This window comes from Thioalkalivibrio sp. ALR17-21 (genome assembly GCF_000420185.1).
In the GTDB taxonomy this organism is placed as follows: Bacteria; Pseudomonadota; Gammaproteobacteria; order Ectothiorhodospirales; family Ectothiorhodospiraceae; genus Thioalkalivibrio; species Thioalkalivibrio halophilus.
The window spans coordinates 1-22,648 of record NZ_ATUL01000012.1; the positions used below are offsets into that span (position 1 = coordinate 1).

Below are 22,648 nucleotides of genomic sequence, written 5' to 3' on the forward strand. Positions count from 1 at the left end.
CTGCTCCAGGTCGCGGCGCACGTCCTGCAGGTTCACGTAGTGGCCTTCGTTTGCCGCGCGCCCGGTGTCGCCCACCGGCATGGTCTCGATGAAACGCAGGGTGAAACCGTGCTCGATGCAGAAGTCGACCATGTCGCCGACCTCAGTATCGTTGATGCCGCCCATCACCACCATGTTGATCTTGATCGGGTCCAGCCCGGCGCGCTTCGCCGCCATCAGCCCATCCAGCACCTTCTCCAGCTTGCCGCCGGTCACGTCCTTGAAGACCTCCGCGCGCAGGGTGTCCAGGCTCACGTTGATGCGCCCGACCCCGCCCGCGGCCAGCGCGTCGGCGTGCTTCGCCAGACGCACCGCATTGGTGGACAGCGAGATGTCGTCGATGCCCGGCAGGGCGTTCAGCCGCGCCGCCAGATCCGGGAGGCCGTGACGCACCAGCGGTTCGCCGCCGGTCAGGCGCACCCGCCGGGTGCCAAGGCGCCCGAAGGCCGCCATCACCCGCTCGATCTCGTCGAAGGTCAGCCAGTGCTCGGGCACTTCGAAGTCGCGAAAGCCCTCCGGCATGCAGTAAAAGCAGCGCAGGTCGCAGCGGTCGGTGACCGACACACGTACGTATTCGATCGTACGGCCAAAGGGGTCCACAAGTCCGCGATCGTTCATCGAAGCTCCCGGCCTCGGGCGAGGCGATATGTTTGGCAGGACATATCGTAGGTCATGCGTGTCAGCATGTCGGAAATCGCACAGTTCCGGCGCAAGAATAAATAAATTCTTTCGCGAATAACTCCAGTCTATGCGTGCATAGAAAAGTCTCGTTGGCACCCGGCTCGCCGGGCATCCACAATACGCAGTGGACAACTGAACCGACAGTCAACGAGGTCGCGCCCATGAGTGCCCTGCCCGAATTCGAAGATCACGGCAAGCAGGAGATCAAGTACACCACCTGTTACATGTGTGCCTGTCGCTGTGGCATCAAGGTCACCGTGGAGGACAACAAGGTCCGCTACATCCAGGGGAACCGGCATCATCCGATCAACAAGGGCGTGCTCTGCGCCAAGGGCAACGCCGGGATCATGAAGCAGCAGTCCCCGGCCCGCCTGCACCAGCCGATGCGCCGCAAGCCGGGCACCGAGCGCGGCGCCGGCGAGTTCGAGCCGATCTCCTGGGACGAGGCCATCGATACCCTGTCCGAACGCCTGAAAAAGATCCGCGAGACCGATCCGCGCAAGCTGGCGTTCTTTACCGGCCGTGACCAGATGCAGGCCCTGACCGGCCTGTGGGCGACCCAGTTCGGCACCTACAACTGGGCGGCCCACGGCGGCTTCTGTTCGGTGAACATGGCCGCCGGCGGCCTGTACACCACCGGCTTCGCCTTCTGGGAATTCGGTGATCCCGACTGGGACCGCACCAAGTACCACATGCTGTGGGGCGTGGCCGAGGACCATGCCTCGAACCCGATCAAGATCGGGCTGGAGAAGCTCAAGCGCAACGGCGGCAAGTTCGTGGCCATCAACCCGGTGCGCACCGGCTACCAGGCGATCGCCGACGAATGGGTGGGCATCAAGCCCGGCACCGACGGCCTGTTCGCGCTGTCGATGCTGCACGTACTGCTGAAGAACAGCCAGTTCGACTGGGACTTCCTGGTGCGCTACACCAACGCCACCCAGCTGGTGGTGCAGACCCCGGGGCAGCAGGGCGACGGCCTGATCCTGCGCGGCGACAACGGCAACCCGCTGGTCTGGGAGCTGGAGAAGGAAGACTTCGTTGACGGCAGTCAGGTGGACATCAAGCCGGCGCTGTTCGGCGAGTACACCGCCCCGGACGGCCGCCCGGTCAAGACCGTGATGACCCTGCTGGCCGAGCGCTATCTGGATGACGAGTACTCCCCGGAGAACACTGCCGAGATCACCGGCGTGCCGGCCGAGCAGACCGAGCGCCTGGCGCTGGAGATGGCCCACGTCGCGTTCAAGGAGACCATCGAGCTCGATATCGAGTGGACCGACTCCTGGGGCCGCAAGCACGACAAGGTGTTCGGCCGCCCGGTGTCCATGCACGCGATGCGCGGCATTTCCGCGCACTCCAACGGCTTCCAGACCTGCCGCGCGATCCACTTCCTGCAGATCATGCTGGGTTCGGTGGACTGCCCCGGCGGTCACCTGGCCAAGCCGCCGTATCCCAAGCACGTCCCGCCGGGCATCAAGCCGGCGAAGGAATGCGCGCCGAACACCCCGCTGAAGAGCCCGCCGCTGGGGTTCCCGACCGCGCCGGAAGACCTGGTCATCGATGACGACGGCAACCCGCTGCGCATCGACAAGGCCTATTCCTGGGATGCGCCGATCTCCAACCACGGCATGATGCACATGGTCGTGACCAACGCGGTCAAGGGTGACCCGTACCCGATCGACACGCTCATCTTCTTCATGGCGAACATGTCGTGGAACTCCACGATGAACACCGCCGAAGTGATGGACATGCTGCGGGCCAGGGACGAGAACGGCGAGTACAAGATCCCGTACCTGGTGGTCTCGGACGCGTTCAACTCCGAGATGGTCAGCTTTGCCGACCTGGTGCTGCCGGATACCACCTATCTGGAACGCTACGACACCATCTCCATGCTCGACCGCCCGATCTCCGAGCCGGCCGCGGCGGCCGACTCCATCCGCCATCCGATTCTCGAGCCGGATCGCGACGTGCGCCCGTGGCAGGAGGTGATGGTCGAGCTGGCCGGCCGCCTGAAGTTCCCGGCATTCACGAAGGACGACGGCAGCCGCAAGTTTGCCGACTACAAGGACTTCATCGTCAACTTCGAGAAGGAGCCGGGCATCGGCTTTCTGTCGGGTTATCGTGGCAAGGATGGCCAGAGCCACCTGCGCGGCGAGCCGAACCCGAAGCAGTGGGAGGCGTACATCGAGAACCAGGGGTTCTTCATGTATCACCTGCCGGAGAGCCAGCAGTTCTACCGCTACGCCAACCAGGAGTATCTGGAGCTGGCGAAGCACGCCGGCTGGGTGGGCAAGACCGACCCGATCACCATCGAGCTCTACTCCGAGACCCAGCAGCGCTTCAAGCTGGCCGGTCAGGGCCTGTATGACGGTCCGCAGCCGACGAAACAGGAGCACAAGGATCGCCTGACCGAGTTCTTCGATCCGCTGCCGATCTGGCACAAGCCGCTGGAGCAGACCCGCATCGACGAGGACGAGTACCCGTTCTACGCGGTCAACCAGCGCCCGATGTTCATGTACCACTCCTGGGATTCGCAAAACGCCTGGCTGCGCCAGATCTGCGCCCAGAACTACCTGTACATGAACCGCCAGAAGGCCGAGTCCATGGGCATCGAGGACCTGTCCTGGGTGTGGCTGGAGTCGCACAACGGCAAGATCCGCGTGCAGGTGAAGCTGATCGAGGGCTGCGAGCCCAATACCGTCTGGACCTGGAACGCGATCGGCAAGCAGAAGGGCGCCTGGGGGCTGAAGGACGACGCCAACGAGTCGCAGAAGGGCTTCCTGATGAATCACCTCATCAGCGAGCTGCTGCCGAAGAAGGGCGACCCGGTGGACGATATCACCAACTCCGACCCGGTCACCGGCCAGGCCGCGTGGTATGACCTGAAGGTCAAGATCACGCCGGCCGAGCCGGAGGAAAGGGGCTCCTGGCCGCAGTTCGACAAGGTCAAGGCCACGCCGGGCATGTCCGAATCGCCGGACCAGCTGCGCTACCACGCGCACAAGCCCGTGCACCTGAACCGCGACATCCGCGACGTGCTGACCCGCGGCTCGCTGGACGACGACAAGAACTGAGCCGGCCCGCCCCGTGGCGGCCCGGCGCCGTCACGGGGCTCGCCCGCACGAACGATCTGAGGGAGTACCAACCATGCGTCTTGGACTCGTAATCGACATGGATACCTGCGTGGGCTGCCATGCCTGCGCGGTGGCCTGCAAGCAGTGGAACACCAGCGGCACCACCGGACCGCTGACCGACTATCAGCCCTACGGGGAAGACCCCAGTGGCGTGTGGTTCAACCGCATTCGCCACTATGAGGTCGGGGACTACCCCAACAACAAGACCGTCAACATCCCGATGTCCTGCATGCACTGCGAGCATGCCGACTGCGTGAACGTCTGCCCGACCGGCGCCTCCTACAAGCGCCCGGAAGACGGCATCGTGCTGGTCGACCAGGACAAGTGCATGGGCTGCAACTACTGCGCCTGGGCCTGCCCCTACGGCGCCCGCGAGCTGGACCGCGAAGACGGCGTGATGAAGAAGTGCACCCTGTGCGTGGACCGCATCTACGACGAGGCCCTGCCGCCGGAAGAGCGCCAGCCGGCCTGCGTGATCACCTGCCCGGCGCATGCGCGCTTCTTCGGTGACTTCGACGACGAAGAATCCGAGGTCAGCCGTCTGGTGCGCGAACGCGGCGGGGTGAAGCAGATGCCCGAGCTGGGCTACAAGCCGGTCAATACGTATCTGCCGCCGCGAGTCACCCGCCCCATTCCCACCGACGACGTGCGTGCCAATACGCTGATCAGCTCGGTGAAGGACTGGGTCAACAAGATGGTGGCGCGCTAAAGCGCCGCATCCGGGGAGAAAACACCATGCATCCTGCACTTTCCGTCATCCTGTTCACGGTCACTTCGGGCGCCGGCTATGGTCTGTTCGTCCTGCTGGTAATCTTTCATCTGGCCGGCATCGGTCCGGCGATGAGCCACGGTGAACTGATCGCCCACGGCGTTGCCGCGCTGGGCCTGATTACCTTCGGCCTGCTCCTTTCCACCGGCCACCTGGCGAACAAGAAGAACGCCTGGCGTTCGTTCATGCGCTTCAAGACCTCCTGGCTCTCGCGCGAGGCGGTGTTCGCGGTACTGTTCTACCCGTTCGCCGGTATCTACGGCCTCAGCGTGCTGCTGCAGGGGGCCGAGATCGGGCCGCTGGGCATGGTCACGGGGCTGATCGCCGCGATCCTGGCCGTCATCGTTCTGTTCTCCACCGGCATGATCTACGGCTGCCTGAAGACCATCCGCCAGTGGAACACCGCGCTGACCCCGGCCAACTACATCATGCTGGGTATCGCGACCGGCTCGGTCGCCTATGCGGCCATTGCCAGCGCCTTTGACAACGCCACCGCGATGCACGCGGGCGTGGCCATCGTGATGCTGCTCATCGCCGCGGTCCTCAAGGGGATCTACTATTTCTGGATCTCGCGCGTGACCGGCCCGACGATCAACACGGCCACCACCTTCAACCGTGCCACGGTGCGGCTGCTGGATACCGGCCACACCGCCGGCACCTTCCTGACCGACGAGTTCGGCTACGACCCGGGCAAGAACACCACCGACACGCTGAAGATGGCCGTGTTCCTGCTGGGCTTCATCGTACCGGCCCTGGTGTTTGCCGCGGTGCTGACCGGTGCCCCGGCAGCGACCGCCTGGCTGGCGGTGGTCTCGTCCCTGATCGGCGTGGGCATGGAGCGCTGGCTGTTCTTCGCCGAGGCGAAGCACGTGGTGCGCCTGTACCACGGCGATCAGCACACCTGACCCGCCGCTCGGCCGTGGTGCCGCAGCAAAAGGCCCCGCATCCGGGTTCCCGGGTGCGGGGCCTTTTCGTTCAGGGGGACCCGACGCAGATGACCGTCGGGTCGTTCGGGGATGCCGGGTTACTTGTTCTTGCCGGCCTCGCGCACGTTGTGCACGACCACATAGCCTACCCAGCCGAGGAAGACAACGATGCCGAGCAGGGTCGCAATGGTCAGGATGCCGATCGGGGACTGAAACAGGATTTCGGTAATCATGGCGCTCTCCCTGTGGTATATGCCGCATCTGCTACGAAAATAGACCGGTTCCCCGCAGGGTTGCCATGACCTGTCTCAATCTTTCGGCGGCTCTTCCTCTCTGGCGCTGCCGTTGACGACCACGCAGTTGCGTCCCCGGGATTTGGCCGCGTAGAGGGCATCATCGGCCCGCCGCAGCACGTCGTCGGCGCCCCTGTCGTCCGCGCGAAGGATGGTCACCCCGATGCTGGTCGTCACCCCGGTGGTGTTCGGGCGGTCGGGCTGCGGCTCCATCGCCTCCACCCGGGCCCGTACGCGCTCCGCGGTGTGCCCGGCCTCGCCCAGCGAGGCCCCGTGGAGCAGGATCGCGAATTCCTCGCCGCCCAGGCGTGCGGCGCGGTCACCGGCCCGCAGCGCGGATGCGATACAGTCGGCGAACTCGACCAGCACCTGATCGCCGATCTCGTGACCGTAACGGTCGTTGAAACGCTTGAAGTGGTCGATGTCCAGCATCAGCAGGCCGGCGGCGTAGCCCGGTTCCCGGCGCATGCGCGCGTATTCGCGCTCCAGTTCGTCCATGAACAGCCGGCGGTTGGCCAGCCCGGTCAGCGGGTCGGTGCGCGCCAGCGTTTCCAGGCGCTGCTCCATTCGTTTGTGTTCGGTGATGTCCTGGACCACGCCCACCATGCGCCGGGCGTGCTGATCACGGTCGCGCTCGATCACTTGCCCTGCATCCAGCAGCCAGGCCTCGGACCCGGAGGGGTGGCGCACCCGGAATTCCGCGGAATAGCGCAAGGTTTCGCCCGCGAGGTGTCGCTGCAGCGCGGTGCCCCGGCGCTCGCGATCATCCGGATGCAGGACCTGCTCCCACAGCGTTATGGGCCCGATTCCTTCCGCCTCCGCCAGGCCTGTGAGCTCGCCCCAGCGGCGGTCGACATACATCGAATCCTGATCGACCCGCCAGTCCCACAGGCCCAGGTGGGCCCCTTCGAGTGCGGCGGCCATGCGCGCCTCGGATTCGCGGACACGTCCCTCCAGACTCGCGCGGCTGCGGGCATAGCGGATCGCGCGCACCAGGGTGGAGGTCTCGATGCGACCCTTGACCAGGTAGTCCGCCGCCCCGGCCTCCAGTGTCCTGAGAGCGAAATCCTCGTCGTCGTAACCGGTCAGCACGATGATTGGCGTGTCCCGGAACCACTCGCGTGCGGCGCGCACGGTGTCCAGCCCGGTGCTGTCCGGCAGTGACAGGTCGAGCAGAACGATGGCGGGCGAAACCTTGTCCAGGGCCTGCGGCACCGCCGACAACCGGTCGACCCAGGTCACGTCGAAGTGTTCGCGGGCCGAGCCGCGCAGGCCGAAGCGCACCAGATCCGCGTCTCCGGGTTCGTCTTCCACCAGTAGCACGGGCACCCCATCCCCGCCGGGGCCCGCCGGGGAGGTTACATGGTCGCCATCTTCCCGGGGCGCTTCCGGCGAGGCGTCGCGACGCTCGGTCGGGGAAGGGGCGGGAGTCGGAGACGGGGCGTGCTCCGCCAGCGGCAGATTCCAGTCCTGCGCCAGCCGCTGTACCCGGTCGCAGAACTGCTCCATGTCCAGCGGCTTGACCAGATAGTCGGCCGCCCCGTGCTGACGGCTGGCCTGAATGTCGCGTTCCAGGTCGGAAGTGGACAACACCACCACGGGGACGTCGTCAGCCTGTTCCTTCTCCCGGAGGCGTTGCAGGAACTCCAGGCCGCCCATGTGCGGCATGTTCAGGTCCAGCAGGATCAGCCCCGGCTGCGGGGCCTGGTCGTAGGGCGCCTCACCCGCCAGGAACCGCAGGGCCTCGCGCCCGTCGTTCACGTGATGCAGGCGCGCGGTGACCCCGGCTTCCTCGAACGCCATGCGCGTCAGGTGGACATCCGCCGGTTCGTCTTCCACCAGCAGGACGTCGGTGACCGGCTCGGCGGTCTCGTTCATCGGGTAATCTCCACGGGCCCCTTCATGCGCCTGCGTTGTCTTCAGTTCGCTCGTTTTCCGGAGTCCGGCGGGGTATCCGGAACCAGAAGGTGCTGCCGTGTCCCGGTCCGTCCGATTCGGCGCCGATGCGGCCGCCGTGATGTTCCACGATCCGGCGGCACAGCGCCAGACCGATGCCGCTGCCTTCATATTCCCCGTGACCGTGCAGACGCGAGAAGACCCGGAACAGTCGATCCTCCTGATCCTGCGGGATGCCAACCCCGTTGTCGCGCACGCGGACCTCCCAGTGGTCGCCGTCGATGCGTCCGTCGATGCGGACTTCGGGGCGCGTGTCGCCCGGCACGTACTTCAGCGCATTGTCGATCAGGTTCTGCAGCAGGCGTACCAGCTCGTCCTGGCTGGCAACCAGGCGCGGCCAGTCGCCTTCGACGTCGATGCGCGCCGATGTTTCGGTCACTGCCGGCTGCAGGAACGCCAGAGCGGTGTCCAGGACCTCGCGGGTGTCCAGCGGAGCCATGGGGTCGGTCTTGCGTCCCACTCGGGAGTATTCCAGCAGGCCCACGATCATGCGGTCCATGCGTCGGGCGCCCTCGGTGGCGTAACCGAGGAAACGCTGCTGGTCGGCATCCAGCTGTTCGCCCAGGCTGCGCTCCAGCAGCTGCAGGTAGCTGCTGACCATGCGCAGCGGCTGGCGCAGATCGTGGGATACCCCGTAGGCGAACTGCTCCAGCTCCTCGTTGGAGCGGCGCAGCTCCAGATTCAGCCCTTCCAGGGCCTGTTGCACCCGGTGGCGTTCCAGTACGTTGCCCAGCAGGTCCGCCACGTGCCGCAGGGTCTCGGCGTCCTCCGGCCCCCAGGATGCCGTGCCGTGTACGTCCACTACACCCAGCAGGCCCACGGGGTCGCCGGCGGCCTGTAGCGGAGCGGCCATCATCGCCCGTATGCCCAGAGCCCGCATGAGCTCGTGTTCGGCGGAGGAGCTCTCGCCGGTGTGAGCGTTACCGGGCATCTGCATCAGCTGTCCCTGCTCCATCCGTTGCCGCCAGGCCGGCAGATCGTCCAGGTTCAGCGCCTGCAGTTCATCCTTTTTCCGCGGGATGCCCGGGGCCGCCCATTCGTGGGTGTTGTCCATCAGCGACCCGTCGCGCCGCAGCAGAAGAACCGCGGACCGGCTGGCTCCCAGCAGTTCCCCCAGTACCTCCAGCGATTCCTCGATCGCCCGGTCCACGTCGCGTCGGGTCACCAGACGCGTGGCGATGTCGGAGGTCGCGCGGTCGGCGGCCTGGCGCCGGGCCAGGGCTTCTTCCGTGGCCTTGCGTTCGGTGATGTCGAGCACCGTCCCCAGCATCCACAGAGGCGTGCCCTCGTCGTCGAATTCCACCTCGCCCTGCTGGTAGACCGTGCGGATCTCGCCGTCCGGGCGCAGGATCCGGTGTTCCACTTGATAGGGCACACCCGGGCCGCTCACCGAGGCATCGATGGCCGCGCGGACCGTGTCGCGGTCGTCGGGGTGGACCCGTTCCATGAAGGCCGCTTCGGTTGCGCCCCATTGGTCGTGGTCCAGTCCGAAGATGCGGTAGACCTCCTCTGACCAGCGGATCTCGCCGGAGCGGAAATCGGATATCCAGTTGCCCATGTGGGCGATGCGCTGGGCCTCGGCCAGTTCGTTCTCGCGCTGGCGCAGCTCGGCCTCGACCTCCTTGAGCCGCTGGATGTCGACGTGGATGCCCGTCATTCGCCGCGGCTCGCCCAGCGGGCCCCACTCGACCACGCGTCCTCGACCCAGGGTCCACAGCCATCCACCGTCGGCAAGGCGGTAGCGGAACTCGATGGAGAATTTCCCGCCCTCGGCCAACTGGCGCTGTACTTCCGCTTCCGCCTGGACAAGATCCTCCGGGTGGATCCGGTTGCGCCAGTCCTCGTAGGCCAGCAACCGGCCCTCCGCCGGGTCCTCGCCCAGCATCCGCCAGCACTGTGCATCCCAGTGGATCCGGTCTTCCGCCAGATCCCATTCCCAGATACCGAATCGCGCGGCTTCCTGGGCCAGGCGGAAGCGGGCCTCGCTCTCGGCCAGGGCCCGCTCCATCGCCTTGCGTACCGAGATGTCCTGGAACGACACCACCACGCCCGTCAGCTCGCCGGTGTCGTCGCGTGTGGGCGAGGCGTAGACCAGGACCGGGAAGGACTCGCCGTCCTGGCGCCAGAAATGATCCTCCCAGGCCTCCACCGTCTCGCCACTGACCAGAACCCCGTGGATCGGGCATCCCTGCGCGGGATAATGCGAGCCGTCGGGATGGCTGTGATGCGACGCGCCGTGCGAATCCCGCCCCAGGGCCTCGCTCTCGTCGGCGAAGCCCAGCAGGCGACAACCGGCGGGGTTGATGAAGGTGAAACGGCCCTCCCGGTCGATGCCGAACACGCCCTCGCCCAGGCTGGCCAGCAGGTTCTCGCGGAAGCGGCGTTCTTCGCTGCGCGCAGCCTCGATCGCGAAACGTTCGCTGACGTCGCGCACGATCATCAGTACTTCCTGGTCGTTCAACGGGACCACCCGCGCCTCGAAATGGCCGGGCATGCCCAGTGCGGTCGTGTCGTATTCGAAGTCGCGGACTTCGCCGCTGTGCAGCGCCTCGCGGATCGCCCGGATGCCCTGTTCGGCATAGGCGGGCGGGAACAATCCGTCCAGACGCCGCCCGAGGAATTCCTCGGGAGACATCAGCAGCATCTCTTCCGAGACGGCCTCGCATTCGATGAAGGTGCCGTCGCGGTCCATCCGGAACAGGCTGTCCGGCAGGGCCCGCATCAGTGCGCGCGCGTGGGCCTCGCTGCGCTCCAGCGCCGCCGCCTTGTCTTCCAGTTCCCGGCGCACGGTCGTCAGGCGACGGTTCACCAGCATCAGCCCGAGGATTAATGCGAGCATGAGACTGCCGGCCAGCAGCGTCAGGGCGACCTGCTGGCCGTAGACCTGCATGAATTCCCGCAGGGTGAGCTGCGGGAAGGCATCGTAGGGGGGCAGTCGGAGTTCGCGTGCCAGCTCCTCTACCGGCTCGTAGTCCATGGGCACGGCAAAGCCGTCGATACCCGCGGCCCGTGCGGGTTCCGACTGGCGATCCAGTTCCAGCAGAGCGATCAGCATGCGGTGGCTGAGCTCGCGGGGCACGTGGCCAATGGCGATGAACGGCCATTCCGGATACAGCCGGGTGGACAGCGCCAGCGGGAAATCCGCCATGTCCTGGCGGGCGATCACACGGATCTCCTTCGGTGCGATCCGGCCGTCGTCCTGCAGGCGTTCCAGGACCCCGATTCGCACGAACCCCACGTCCGCTTCGCCGTCCAGCACCCGTTCCACCACACGGTCGTGTGGCATCCCGGTGAATTCGATGTCTGCATCACGCGGTGTCGCGCCGCGTTCGCGCAGTTCCCGCGCCTGGGCCTGGTAGCCGCCCAGTGATTCGGGCACTACGGCCGCGATTCGCTGCCCGGCGACGTCTTCCCAGTCCTGGATGTGATCGTGGTCGGCGCGGGTAAAGGCGACTCCGCCGAATCCGCGTACCGGTGTTCCTTTTCGCACCGGGATCAGGGTCGCCAGGGCACCCGACAGATGGCTGTCGCTGCGAATGCGGATGAAATGGGTGGGGTTGGTCAGCAGGAAATCCAGCCGGTTGTTGCGCAGCTCCTGATCCAGCGCCGAGTATTCGGCGATCACCGCGTCCACCGTCACATCATCCAGTTCCGCGTCCAGGTGCTGGATCAGCGGCTCCCAGCGATCCCGGGCCACATCTTCCGGCTCAAAGGCCAGGATCCCCACGGTCACGCTGCGTTCGGCCACCGCCGGTGTTGCCGCCAGCATCAGCAGGGCGATAAGCAGGGGTGCCGCGATCCCGATTGCGTATCTCATCGGGGGTCCTCGCGTGGCAGCAGGTCGTGGCGTACCAGCTCATCTCCAAAGTCGCGGTCCAGCGGTGCGCCTGCGTCTTCCGACAGACCGGCAATCTCCCGCGCCGCCAGCAGGACCCGGGAGTCGGAACCATCCAGAAGCCGGCGGTTGCTGGCCGGGTCCGGCAGCACCAGTCCACGGAAGGTCTCCATGGCGCGGTGGCCGGGAACCCCCAGGCGTTCAGCCATGCGGTAGCCCGCGTCCACCGGATTGGCGCGCAGGTGATGCAGGGCACGGAAATGCGCCGCGATCAGGTGGCGGGTTGATCGCTCGAGGCGTTCCAGGTGGCCGGCCTCGATCGCGAGGACATCGAAGATCGTGTCCGGCATCGCCCGGCTGTCGAACAGGACGTGCGCGCCGTCGTCCCGCAGGCGGTCGGCGACGGGCTGATAGGTCACCACGGCATCCACTTCATCCCGCTCCCAGGCGGCCTCCTGCTCGTCGATGGTCAGCGACACGGTTTTCACCTGGTCACGACCGAGGCCCGCCGTGTCCAGGGTGTGGTGGAGCATCAGGGCCCCCAGGGCCGAGTCTTCCACGCCGACCCGGCGCCCGGCCAGATCTTCCAGGGCCTCGATTCCGGGGCGCGCCAGCACCATGTCGGCCCCCGCGGAGATGTTGAAGACCAGCACGATGCGAAGATCCGTCCCCCGGGCGCGCACCCGCAGCACCTCATCCAGGGTCAGCGCCGCACCATGGACCTCTCCGGTGGCCAGCCGGCGCATGGATTCGCTGGCGGAGGCGGTCTCGCGCAGTCGGACCCGCTCGGGGTCCAGCCAGCCCATGGCCCGCGCCAGGAACATCGGCTCGTAGCCCGGCCATACGTGGCCGGCAATCTCCAGTGGCGGCTCCGGGCGGCCACAGGCCCCCAGCAGGGCGGGGAGGGTGGCGCCGGCGGCGACCAGAAAGCTGCGTCGATCCATGTGCATGTCCGCTTCATTCTTCCGGCCGGGACGCCCGCGCGCCGATCAGGCCACGGATCGCACCGGTCATCTGGTGGCTCAGCGCCTCCATCTCGCCAAACCGGGCAAGGGCCCGTGCGGCTTGACCCCCGTTTTTGAGCCGGACCAGTTCATCGCCCAGCTGATGGACCTGATCGTGCAGGGCGTGGATCGACGGCATTCGGTCGCCGTCGGGGTCATGGGCATGCAGCCAGCGACCGAACGGACACCGTCGCGGATCCGGCTCGGGCGGTTGTGCCGCCCGGTCCTGCAGGAACTCCTGCAGCGAGCTCACCCAGGCCTGGTGGGTGACGATGCCGAACAGCATCGGCCGCAGCTCGTTTGCGACCGGGGTGGCCTGCGTCCAGCTGGCGTGCGGCTGCCATTGTGCCTGCCAGGACAGCAGCTGGTCGGCAGGCATGGGGCGGGCGATGGCATAACCCTGGGCCATCTCGCAGCCCAGCTGCAGCAGCATCTCGCCGTGCAGTTCGGTCTCCACTCCCTCGGCGAGCACCTCGCGCTGGAAGCTCCCGGCCAGGCCGATGATCCCGTGCAGGATGGACAGATCGTCCGGGTCGTACAGCATGTCGCGCACGAAGCTCTGGTCGATTTTGAGGGTCTCGACCGGAAGGCGCTTGAGATAGGACAGCGAGGAATAGCCGGTACCGAAATCGTCCAGCGAGAAACGCACGCCCAGCTCCCGACACTCTTCGATCAGTGACGAAACGTGGGTGATGTCCTGCAGGGCGCTGGTCTCGACCACTTCCAGTTCCAGGTCCCCGGGCTGTGTCCGGGGGTGGCGGGCGAGGGCAGCGCGCAGCCCGGCGATGAAATCGGGGTCGCTCAGCTGCAGGGCATCCACGTTGACGCTGACCGTCAGCGGGCGGCCCTGTTCGCGCCACTGTTCGATCTGCGCGAGCGCCATCTCGATTACCCGGTTGCCCAGCTCCACCATCAGCGGATGGCCTTCCAGCTGCGGAAGGAATGCGCCCGGGGGCCGCAGGCCGTGCTCCGGATGCTGCCACCGGATCAGGGCTTCGGCCCCCACCAGTTCGCCACTGCGCATCGACACCTTGGGCTGGTAGAAGAGCACGAACTCGTCGTTCGCCAGGCCCTGGCGGATAGCCTCCAGGGCTTCGTGCTGATCGCGCAGGTTGCGATCGAATGCCACATCGAACAGGTGGTAGCGGTCCCCGCCGGCCAGCTTGGCCTGATACATCGCCTGGTCCGCCTGACGCAGCAGCTGGTCGGCGTCCATGGGTTCGGCCTGGGGATACAGGCTGACCCCGAGGCTGGCGGTGACCTGCAGGCGGTGACTGCCGTCGTGCACCGGGCGGGAAGCGGTCTCGCGCAGGCGCTGCAACAGCGGCTGGGCGGATTCCACGTCCGGCAGGTCCAGCAGCACCGCGACGAACTCGTCGCCACCCAGCCGCGCCAGCGTATCGCCTTCGCGCAGGCATCCCTTCAGACGCTCCGCCAGTGCCACCAGCATGCGATCGCCCACCTCGTGGCCGTGACCGTCGTTGATCTCCTTGAAGCGGTCCAGGTCGAGATAGACCAGCGCCAGCTGCCGTTCGCGCCGCGCCACCTGAGCCATGGCCTGATGCAGACGATCCGCCAGCAGCACCCGGTTGGGCAGCTCGGTGAGCGCGTCGAAATGAGCCATGTATTCCAGCTGACGCTGCTGTTCCTTCAGCGGGGTGATGTCGGAGAACAGCCCGACATAGCGCTGGATCGCGCCCTCGCCATCGCGAACCGCGCTGATGGTCAGCATCTCGGCGTACAGTTCGCCGTCCTTGCGCCGGTTCCACACCTCGCCCGACCAGCTTCCCTCGGCCCGGAGGGTCTGCCACAGGTCCGCGTAGAAGGCCTCGTCGTGCTTGCCGGACTGCAGCATGCTCGGATTGCGGCCCAGCACCTCCTCGCGCCGGTAGCCGGTGATGCGCGAGAAGGCGGCATTCACGTCGAGGATGCGGCCCTGCGGATCCGTGATCAGGATCCCCTCGTTGGCATGATGGAAGACGCTGGCGGCCTGCATCAGCCTGTCTTCGGCCTCGCTGCGCTGCATCTCGGAGGCGACGCGGTCAACGAACAGCCCGAGCATCGCGGGGGCCAGTTCGTGCAGGCGTTCCTTCAGTGGCTGGCGACTCAGGGTCACCAGAATCCCCAGAGGGCTGCCCTGCCGGTCGATCAGGTTGTGTCCGACATAGGCCTCGATGCCCATCTCCTCGAGCAGGTGGTCCTGCGGGAACAGGCTCCGGATGTTCTCCGGGTAACAGGCGGTACCGTCTTTGGTCAGGTTGGCACAGGGGGTGCCCGTCAGATCGTAACGAAAGGGTGTCAGTGGTTGGCCGTCGGCCCAGCCGGCAAACGCATCCACCCGGTGCTGTTCCTCCTCCAGGCGGCCGATAAAGGCGATTTCGGTCCCAAGCGATTCGCACAGCAGGCGGCAGGCACGCTGGAAGAACTCCTCGCCGCCCATCCGGGCCAGTTCGCCGTTGAGTGTGGAGAGGGTCTGCTCGATGAGCTTGTGCTCGGTGATGTCGCGGCTGATGCCGAACACGCCGCGTACCCGCCCCAGGGCGTCGAACAGCGGCCACTTGTGGGTTTGTACATATCCTCGGCGGCCATCGGCGTCGTAGAACGGGTCGACCCGGTTGAGTATCGGCCGGCCCTCGGCAAAGATGGCTTGCTCTTCCTCCTCGTAGATCCGCGCGGTATCCGCGGGGAAGATTTCGCGATCATGCTTGCCCACCATCTCGCGCCAGTCATCGTGCCCGGTAATGCGTGCCAGAGGCTGGCTGCAGAAGCGGATGCGGCTTTGCGCGTCCTTGAAATAGATGAAATCGGTGGTCTGGTCGAGGAAGGTGTGAAAGTCCTCGCTGAAGGTGCGCAGGCGCTCTTCACTATGGCGGCGCCGGCGGATGTTCAGCGCCAGGGCCAGGACCAGGACGGACAGCACCACCAGGCCGCCGATCAGCCAGTACCGCAACTGGCGCTCCCGTGCCACGATCTCGGCGGACTGCAGCTCGACCATTTCCTCCAGGCGTTCCTGATAATGCCAGAGGCCCTGCTCGAGGTTGCGGCCGGGGGTGATGTCCTGAATCACCGAGAGCAGCAGGGTCTGGTCGTTGAAGGGGAACGGGTGGGAATGCACTTCAACGGTGCGGATCTCGCCATCGGCCAGGCGGTGGCGGAAGATGAAATAGTTGCGCCCCTCGAGTGCAGCCAGCTCGCGCTCCTCGGCGACCTGCTCCGGGGTGAAGGTGTTGATCTGCTGGATCGGCATGCCGCGCAGTTCTTCCCGCGAATAGCCGTAGAAGGACGCCGCGGCGGGGTTGGCATCGACGATCTCGCCGGACTCCGGCTCGATCCACAGCATCACCACCCCGTGCTGATCGAAGACCTCCTCGAACTCGGGCGCCCCGGCGAGCGCCGGGCTCCCGGGGGCCGCCAGGCTCAGCAGCACCAGCAGCCAGGCGGCCCGCAGCCACCGGGTCGCGCCCGAACGCCTCATGCGCCCCCGAACGCGGTACACCCGTGTGCGCCCGGGCAGCGGGTGGCGGGACTGCATCGCGGGTAGTGTCGGTTGCCGGACATCATGCGCTACCGATTATGGCGGAGATGCTGGCCAAGATAACGCATGATCGGTGTCGAGCCCGATATGTCCCCGGGGCGGCGTGTGAATCGCCGGCAGTCGGGCGAATCGGGGTGGCCGTAGGCGTAAATGCTGAACCGCAGACTGTTCCGTGTGGAGGAAGGAAATCACGGGGCGGGCCGGCATCGTGGATAGTGGCGCGCCCGAGAGGATTCGAACCTCTGACTTCCACCTCCGGAGGGTGGCGCTCTATCCAGCTGAGCTACGGGCGCTACGGAGCGAAATGGTACGCCGCGCGGCCTTTTTCGTCCAGTGATTTTTGAGTGCTGTACTTGGTTTGTGGTCTGGTTGCGCCGGATGCCCTATACTTCCGCCCCTCGTGCGCGCCCGTGCGCCGCAGCTTTCAGGGCCGCGCCCGGATTCCAGGGGAAACCAAAATCAAGGCCGCATTCGGCCGGATCTCGGAGGGAGAGAAGTGGCGAATCAACCGATCAAGATGGATGCCGGGAACAAGGTGCTGCTGTTCATCTCGGCAATCGCGCTGGCGGGCGCGGTCATTTTCCTGGTGGCCCAGCTGGTGAACTGGCTCGGCCAGATGGGCACGGCGGAACGCACCACCATCACCGAGGAACAGCTGACGGAACGCCTGACTCCGGCGGGGCGGGTCGAGGCCGGTCCGGTGGACGCGGCGGACGAAGAAGCGGCCGATCTGAGTCCCGGGGATGTCTATCAGAATGTCTGCGCGGCCTGTCACGACACGGGGGCCTCGGGTGCGCCCATCGTGGACGACACCGACGAATGGTCCTCGCGCTTCAGTGACAAGGGCATGGATACCCTCTTTGATCACTCCATCAACGGCTTCAATGCGATGCCGGCGAAGGGCGGGGACCCGAGCCTGAGCGACGACGAGGTTCGCCAGGCGGTCGCCTACATGCTGGATCAGGCGGACGTGGATCACGGCTGGTCGCCGGACAACGGTGCCGCGGAGAACGGCAACGGTGAGGAGGCCGCGAGCGAGGAAGAAGAGGCCGCCGCCGAGGAGGAGGCCGCTGCGGAGGAAGCTGCTGCGGAGGAAGCCGCCACGAATGGCAATGGTGAAACCGTTAACGGCATCGATCTGGCTGCGGGTGACGCCACGCGCGCGGAAAACCAGCTGTACGGCACGTGCATCGCCTGCCACGGCGCCCGGGGCCAGGGCGTGGGCATCTTCCCGGCCATCGCCGGGAATACGGCGGAGTTCATTGCCGGACGCCTGGTGGCGTACCGCGCCGGCGAGACCGTGGGGGATGACACCCACCTGATGGCGCCGAACGCGCGCAATCTGTCGGATCAGGATATCGCCGATCTGTCTGCCTATATCGCGACGTTCGACGAGTCCTGAGGCCGGGCTGCGAAAAGCCCCGCCACGAACGCGTCGTGGCGGGGCTTTTTTGTGTCTACTCCACGCGCCAGTGGTCCAGGGCGCGGAAGCTGAGGGCCTCGGTCAGCTGGGCGCGGCCGATCGTCGGTGCCCCGGCCAGGTCGGCGAGGCTGCGGGCGACGCGCAGGATCCGGTGGTAGGCCCGGGCCGACAGGCGAAAACGTTCCGCGGCGGCATCCAGCAGCGCCCGTTCTTCCTCGGGCAGGCGGGCGTGCTGCTGCAGGGCACGGCCTTCCAGCATCCGGTTCAGACAGCCCTGGCGTTCCAGCTGGAGCCCGCGTGCCGCGGCTACGCGGCGGGCAACCGTGGTGCTGTCCTCGGCGTCCGGGTCGGGGGTGTCGCGGCCGAGTTCCGTCGGCGGAATGCGCGGTACGTCGATCGCGAGGTCGATCCGGTCCAGCAGGGGCGCCGACAGCCGCTTGCGATGGCGCCCGCGCTGCTCCGGGGTGCACTGGCACGCGTTCCCCAGGTCACAGTCGAAGCCCTGCGGGCAGGGATTCATGGCGCCGACGAGCTGGAAATGCGCCGGGAATTCGGCCTGGTGGGCGGCGCGGGAGATGTGGATGACGCCGGTCTCCAGGGGCTCGCGCAGCACGTCCAGCACCCGCCGGTCGAACTCGGTCAGCTCGTCCAGGAACAGCACTCCATTGTGGGCCAGCGAGATCTCTCCCGGGCGGGGTGTCCCGCCGCCCCCCACAAGGGCCACGCCCGAGGCCGTGTGGTGCGGCTGGCGGAACGGGCGGCTGCGCCAGTCCTCGTGCAGGTGGCGGGTACCGCGCAGGCTGTGGATCGCGGCGGTTTCCAGGGCTTCGGCGTCATCCATGGGCGGCAGGAGCCCGGGCATGCGGGCGGCGAGCATGGACTTGCCGCTGCCCGGCGGTCCGACCATCAGCAGGTGGTGTCCGCCGGCAGCGGCGATCTCCAGCGCGCGGCGTGCGCGATGCTGGCCGCGTACGTCGGCCAGGTCGGGGTAGGCCGGCGGACACGCCGCCGGAGGTTCGGCGGCGGGCAGGGCGGGGCCACCGTTGAGGGCCGCGCAGACCTCGCCCAGGTGGCGCGCGGTGACGATGTCGGCGCGGCCGCTCAGGGCGGCCTCGCGACCGTCATCGGGGTTCAGGACCAGCTGGTGCCCCGCCTCGCCGGCGGCCAGTCCGGCCGGCAGGGCCCCGCCCACCGGGCGGATGTGCCCGTCGAGGCTCAGTTCGCCGAGGAATTCGCGGGTGTCCAGGGCGCTCTGCGGGACCTGTTCACTGGCCGCCAGGATCCCCAGTGCAATCCCCAGATCGAAGCGCCCGCCCTCCTTGGGCAGGTCGGCGGGCGCCAGGTTGACGGTGATGCGCCGACGCGGAAACTCGAAGCCTGCGGTCTGGATGGCCGCGCGCACGCGGTCGCGGCTTTCGCGCACCGCGGCCTCGGGCAGGCCGACGATCTGGAAGGCCGGCAGGCCGTTGGCCAGGTGGGTCTCGATGGTGACGGCCGGTGCGCGGATCCCGTCGGTCGCGCGCGCGGTGACAATGGCGATGGGCATCCCTGCCTCTCCCTGTTGGGGCCGGGCGTTCCGGGCCCGGCGGCAACTGGTTGGTGATGGCGCGGCCGCGGGCGGCGCCACAAGCGGCGATCAGTTGTCGGAATCGGTGTCCTGCGGCCGGGCGGCCTGCTCGAGGGCTTCCACCCGGGCCTCCAGTTCCGCGAGGCGTTCGCGGGTGCGCTCCAGCAGGGCGACCTGGACGTCGAAGTCCTCGCGGGTTACCACATCCATGCGCTCCAGCCCGGCCTGCAGCGAGCTGCGTACCTGGCGGTGGACGTCTTCCTGCACGCTGCGCACCGACTCCGGCAGGCTTTCGGTGATGCGTCGGGCGAGGTCATCGAAATGTTTCGGGTCAAGCATGCCTGCGGTCTCCGGGTTTCGGTTCTACCAGTCTAACGCGTTCCGGTGTCATTGCGAGGCCGAGCGGCCGCCATCCACCGGGATCACCTGGCCGGTAATGTAGGGGGACTCCAGCAGCAGGAAGCGCACGGTGCGGGCGATATCCGCCGGGTCGCCGGGCCGCTTGAGGGCCGTGCGCTCCACCATCGCCTCGTGGGGGGCGACGTTGGCCGGGTCTTCGGGAGTGAGGATGGCCCCCGGTGCCACGCCGTTGACCCGCACCTCCGGACCCAGCTCGCGTGCCAGCGACTGGGTCAGGGCATGCAGCCCGGCCTTGGCCGCCGAATACACCGGATAGCCGCTCAGCGGTCGCAGGGCGTGGATGTCGACGATGTTCACCACCGCGCCGCCGCTCGCCCGCAGGGCGGGGGTGCAGGCCTGGGTCAGGAACAGCGGGGCGCGCACGTTGGAGCCCATCAGGTCGTCCCATTGCGCCATGGTGATCTCGCCCACCGGCGTGGGGTAGAAGGTGGAGGCGTTGTTGACCAGAAAGTCCAGCCGGCCGCGCCAGGCATGCGCTTCCCGGGCCAGGGCTTCCGGGGCCTGCGGGTCGAGCAGGTCGGCCTGCAGCGGCCGGGCACTGTCGGGACGCCGGGCGTTCAGTTCGTCGGTCAGCGCTTCGGCATCGGCGCGCGAGCGCCGACAGTGCACGATGACGTCCAGTCCGGCGGCGTGCAGTTCGCGCGCGATGGCCGCGCCGATGCGCCGCGCGCCGCCGGTGATCAGGACCACGCGGCGTTCGCCGCCGTCCTCCGGGGGTTTCGGTGAATCCTTGCCTGGGGCACTCTCTGCCACTGCCAACTCCCTGCATGGAACGAATGACCAATGCCGCCGGCAGAATCTAGCACAGGATCCAGCAGCGACTCCGGGGATCCGGGTGCGGCCCTTTCCGCCCGCCTGGTGGACTCCCTGCAACAGAGCATCCGCGAGGCCGAAGGGTTCCTGCCCTTCGTCGAATATATGGACCGGGCGCTTTATGCGCCGGGTCTGGGATATTACGTGAACGGGGCGCACAAGCTGGGTGCGGGCGGGGATTTCGTGACCGCGCCGGAGATCTCGCCGTTGTTCGGCGAGACCCTGGCGGCATGGCTGGCGCCCGTGCTGCAGCAGGACCTGGACGGTGAGGGGGTGATCCTCGAGTTCGGTGGTGGCACCGGGCGGCTGGCAGGCGACGTGCTGGCGACCCTGCGCGAGGCGGGCGTGCCGTGGGCGGGCTACTGGATCCTGGAGGTCAGTCCGGATCTGCGCGAGCGCCAGCGCGAGTATCTGCAGGCGGTGCTGCCGGCGGAAGACTTCGCGCGGGTGATCTGGCTGGATGCCCTGCCGGGCGAGCCCTGGCGCGGCGTGGTGCTGGCCAACGAGGTGCTGGATGCCCTGCCGGTGGAGCTGTTCCGCTGGCGTGACGGGGCGGTGGGGCAGATGGGCGTGTCCGCGGACGAGGGCGGCCTGGTGCTGGCCGAACGCCCGGCGCCGGAGCCGCTGCGCAGCGCAGTGTACGAGCTGCACGCGCGCTGCGGGCCGTGGCCCGAGGGTTACACCTCGGAGTGGCGTCCGGCCCAGAACGCCTGGGTCGCGGCCGCGGCGGAGCATCTGGAGCGCGGCGCGGTGGTGATCGTCGACTACGGCTTCCCGCGCGACGCCTTCTACGCCCCGGAGCGGCATCAGGGGACGCTGGTGGGCTACCACCGTCAGCAGATGGTGCTGGATCCACTGGCGCAGCCGGGGCTGATGGATCTGACCGCCAGCGTGGATTTTACCGCGGTCGCGGAGGCCGCGGATGCCGCCGGGCTGGAGGTCGCGGTGTACGCCGCACAGGGCGAGTTCCTGCTGGCGGCCGGCCTTCCCGCGCGCTTCGATGCGCGGGTGGGCGACGCCAGTGACGCCGAGACCACCCTGCGTGCGGCGCAGGCGGTGCGCATGCTGACGCTGCCGGGGGAGATGGGCGAGCGCTTTCAGGTGATGGCCCTGACCCGCGACTGTCCGTCGCTGCCGCGGGCCGGCCTTCCCGACCGCCGGGGGCGCCTGTGATGGAGACACGGGGGCGGTGCGGGCACTTTCCCGCCGGGGCGCCGCGGGGCATCATTCCCGGATGAACGTACTCGGCATCGAAACTTCCTGCGACGAGACCGGCGTGGCGCTGATCAGCGAGCGCGACGGTCTGCTCGCGCACCGGCTCTACAGCCAGACCGATCTGCACGCGGTCTACGGCGGCGTGGTGCCCGAGCTGGCCTCGCGCGACCATGTCCGGCGCCTGCTGCCGCTGGTGCGCGCGGTGCTCGACGAGGCGGGCATGCGCGGGGAAGAGCTGGATGCCATCGCCTACACCGGCGGGCCGGGGCTGCTGGGCGCGCTGCTCACCGGTGCCGCAGTGGCGCGTTCGCTCGCCTGGGGCTGGGGAGTCCCGGCCCTGCCGGTGCATCACCTCGAGGGGCATCTGCTGGCGCCGATGCTGGAGGGCGAGTTCGATTTCCCGTTTCTGGTGCTGCTGGTGTCCGGCGGGCACACCCAGCTGATCCATGCCCGTGCACTGGGCGATTACGAGCTGCTGGGCGAGAGCATCGACGATGCCGCCGGCGAGGCCTTCGACAAGACCGCCAAACTCCTGGGCCTGGGCTATCCGGGCGGGCCGGCGCTGGCGCGGCTGGCGGCCGACGGACAGGCGGATGCGCTGCGCCTGCCGCGGCCGATGCTTGACCGGCCCGGTCTGGACATGAGCTTCTCCGGGCTGAAGACCGCAGTGCTGACGGCCGTGCGCAAGGGCGGACATGCCCCGGCCGACGTCGCGCGGGCGTTCGAGGAGGCGGTCAGCGAGACCCTGGTGGAGAAGACCCGGCGTGCGCTGAAGCAGAGCCGTGCCCCGGCGCTGGTGGTGGCCGGCGGGGTGGCCGCGAACGCGACCCTGCGCGCGGGTCTGGAACGGATGGCGCGCGAGAGCGGCGTGCCGGTGCATTTTCCGCGGGCGGAATTCTGCACCGACAACGGGGCGATGATCGCGCTGGCCGGCCTGCGCCGGTTGCAGACCGGGCGCGCCGCCGAGGCGGCGGACGACGCCGGCAGCCCGGTCATCCATGCCCGGGCGCGCTGGCCGCTGGCGGAGCTGACCGGCTGAAG

15 protein-coding genes and 1 tRNA gene are annotated in these 22,648 nt (G+C 67.7%); 6 read left to right on the forward strand and 10 right to left on the reverse strand.

Translation table 11 applies throughout. The annotated features are described in order from the left end of the window. On the reverse strand, nt 1–657 hold a 657-nt coding region (locus G020_RS0107750; RefSeq protein WP_024329203.1), incomplete at its 3' end, for a GTP 3',8-cyclase MoaA. 224 nt (nt 658–881) lie between these two features. On the opposite strand from G020_RS0107750, the gene G020_RS0107755 reads away from it, so the two are divergent. The 3 genes from G020_RS0107755 (at nt 882) to G020_RS0107765 (ending at nt 5,525) form a co-directional block, all read left to right on the forward strand. Further along, nucleotides 882–3,791, forward strand: a complete 2,910-nt coding sequence (locus tag G020_RS0107755; RefSeq protein WP_024329204.1) for a molybdopterin oxidoreductase family protein — start codon at nt 882–884, stop codon at nt 3,789–3,791. Nucleotides 3,792–3,864: 73 nt separating this feature from the next. Then, the gene (locus G020_RS0107760; protein WP_018869064.1) at nt 3,865–4,560 is read left to right on the forward strand and encodes a 4Fe-4S dicluster domain-containing protein; all 696 of its coding nucleotides are present in this window, start codon (nt 3,865–3,867) and stop codon (nt 4,558–4,560) included. 26 nt (nt 4,561–4,586) lie between these two features. Next, on the forward strand, nt 4,587–5,525 hold the full coding sequence (locus tag G020_RS0107765; protein ID WP_024329205.1) for a DmsC/YnfH family molybdoenzyme membrane anchor subunit: 939 nt from the start codon (nt 4,587–4,589) through the stop codon (nt 5,523–5,525). A gap of 119 nt (nt 5,526–5,644) precedes the next feature. On the opposite strand, the gene G020_RS15590 is transcribed toward G020_RS0107765, so the two are convergent. The 6 genes from G020_RS15590 to G020_RS0107795 form a co-directional block, all read right to left on the reverse strand. After that, nucleotides 5,645–5,779, reverse strand: coding sequence for a hypothetical protein (locus G020_RS15590; RefSeq protein ID WP_018869066.1), 135 nt, complete (start codon nt 5,777–5,779; stop codon nt 5,645–5,647). A 75-nt stretch (nt 5,780–5,854) separates the two neighbouring features. Beyond that, the gene (locus G020_RS0107775) at nt 5,855–7,717 is read right to left on the reverse strand and encodes a diguanylate cyclase (RefSeq protein ID WP_024329206.1); all 1,863 of its coding nucleotides are present in this window, start codon (nt 7,715–7,717) and stop codon (nt 5,855–5,857) included. A gap of 22 nt (nt 7,718–7,739) precedes the next feature. Beyond that, nucleotides 7,740–11,612: a PAS domain-containing protein gene (locus tag G020_RS0107780; RefSeq protein ID WP_024329207.1), complete on the reverse strand. Its 3,873-nt coding sequence runs from the start codon at nt 11,610–11,612 to the stop codon at nt 7,740–7,742. Next, the gene (locus G020_RS0107785; RefSeq protein ID WP_024329208.1) at nt 11,609–12,580 is read right to left on the reverse strand and encodes an ABC transporter substrate-binding protein; all 972 of its coding nucleotides are present in this window, start codon (nt 12,578–12,580) and stop codon (nt 11,609–11,611) included. The genes G020_RS0107780 and G020_RS0107785 overlap by 4 nt, the downstream gene beginning before the upstream one ends. A gap of 7 nt (nt 12,581–12,587) precedes the next feature. Beyond that, on the reverse strand, nt 12,588–16,166 hold the full coding sequence (locus tag G020_RS0107790) for an EAL domain-containing protein (protein ID WP_024329209.1): 3,579 nt from the start codon (nt 16,164–16,166) through the stop codon (nt 12,588–12,590). Between the two features lie 219 nt (nt 16,167–16,385). Beyond that, nucleotides 16,386–16,462: transfer RNA gene (locus G020_RS0107795), tRNA-Arg, on the reverse strand. A gap of 203 nt (nt 16,463–16,665) precedes the next feature. Between G020_RS0107795 and G020_RS0107800 the strand changes: the two genes are divergently transcribed. Further along, nucleotides 16,666–17,571, forward strand: a complete 906-nt coding sequence (locus tag G020_RS0107800; protein ID WP_024329210.1) for a c-type cytochrome — start codon at nt 16,666–16,668, stop codon at nt 17,569–17,571. Between the two features lie 55 nt (nt 17,572–17,626). On the opposite strand, the gene G020_RS0107805 is transcribed toward G020_RS0107800, so the two are convergent. From G020_RS0107805 to G020_RS0107815, 3 genes are all read right to left on the reverse strand, one after another. Next, nucleotides 17,627–19,138: a YifB family Mg chelatase-like AAA ATPase gene (locus tag G020_RS0107805; RefSeq protein WP_024329211.1), complete on the reverse strand. Its 1,512-nt coding sequence runs from the start codon at nt 19,136–19,138 to the stop codon at nt 17,627–17,629. Between the two features lie 90 nt (nt 19,139–19,228). After that, nucleotides 19,229–19,498 carry an accessory factor UbiK family protein gene (locus G020_RS0107810; RefSeq protein WP_018869073.1) on the reverse strand — a complete coding sequence of 90 codons (270 nt, stop codon included), beginning with the start codon at nt 19,496–19,498 and terminating at the stop codon, nt 19,229–19,231. Between the two features lie 48 nt (nt 19,499–19,546). Then, on the reverse strand, nt 19,547–20,269 hold the full coding sequence (locus G020_RS0107815) for a pteridine reductase (protein WP_043689059.1): 723 nt from the start codon (nt 20,267–20,269) through the stop codon (nt 19,547–19,549). A gap of 93 nt (nt 20,270–20,362) precedes the next feature. Here G020_RS0107815 and G020_RS0107820 point away from each other — a divergent pair, with 93 nt between their 5' ends. Together G020_RS0107820 and tsaD are read left to right on the forward strand one after the other, a co-directional pair. Beyond that, nucleotides 20,363–21,565: a class I SAM-dependent methyltransferase gene (locus G020_RS0107820; RefSeq protein WP_024329213.1), complete on the forward strand. Its 1,203-nt coding sequence runs from the start codon at nt 20,363–20,365 to the stop codon at nt 21,563–21,565. A gap of 61 nt (nt 21,566–21,626) precedes the next feature. Then, nucleotides 21,627–22,646 carry a tRNA (adenosine(37)-N6)-threonylcarbamoyltransferase complex transferase subunit TsaD gene (tsaD, locus tag G020_RS0107825; RefSeq protein ID WP_024329214.1) on the forward strand — a complete coding sequence of 340 codons (1,020 nt, stop codon included), beginning with the start codon at nt 21,627–21,629 and terminating at the stop codon, nt 22,644–22,646. Nucleotides 22,647–22,648 lie beyond the last annotated feature (2 nt).

Excerpts from the sequence above, each read along its gene's own strand:
- G020_RS0107805 (WP_024329211.1), bottom strand. The coding sequence starts at position 19,138 with ATGCCCATCGCCATTGTCACCGCGCGCGCGACCGACGGGATCCGCGCA.
- G020_RS0107755 (WP_024329204.1), top strand. The coding sequence starts at position 882 with ATGAGTGCCCTGCCCGAATTCGAAGATCACGGCAAGCAGGAGATCAAG.
- G020_RS0107820 (WP_024329213.1), top strand. The coding sequence starts at position 20,363 with ATGCCGCCGGCAGAATCTAGCACAGGATCCAGCAGCGACTCCGGGGAT.
- G020_RS0107790 (WP_024329209.1), bottom strand. The coding sequence starts at position 16,166 with ATGCAGTCCCGCCACCCGCTGCCCGGGCGCACACGGGTGTACCGCGTT.
- G020_RS0107785 (WP_024329208.1), bottom strand. The coding sequence starts at position 12,580 with ATGCACATGGATCGACGCAGCTTTCTGGTCGCCGCCGGCGCCACCCTC.
- tsaD (WP_024329214.1), top strand. The coding sequence starts at position 21,627 with ATGAACGTACTCGGCATCGAAACTTCCTGCGACGAGACCGGCGTGGCG.
- G020_RS0107760 (WP_018869064.1), top strand. The coding sequence starts at position 3,865 with ATGCGTCTTGGACTCGTAATCGACATGGATACCTGCGTGGGCTGCCAT.
- G020_RS0107810 (WP_018869073.1), bottom strand. The coding sequence starts at position 19,498 with ATGCTTGACCCGAAACATTTCGATGACCTCGCCCGACGCATCACCGAA.
- G020_RS0107775 (WP_024329206.1), bottom strand. The coding sequence starts at position 7,717 with ATGAACGAGACCGCCGAGCCGGTCACCGACGTCCTGCTGGTGGAAGAC.
- G020_RS0107780 (WP_024329207.1), bottom strand. The coding sequence starts at position 11,612 with ATGAGATACGCAATCGGGATCGCGGCACCCCTGCTTATCGCCCTGCTG.
- G020_RS0107765 (WP_024329205.1), top strand. The coding sequence starts at position 4,587 with ATGCATCCTGCACTTTCCGTCATCCTGTTCACGGTCACTTCGGGCGCC.
- G020_RS15590 (WP_018869066.1), bottom strand. The coding sequence starts at position 5,779 with ATGATTACCGAAATCCTGTTTCAGTCCCCGATCGGCATCCTGACCATT.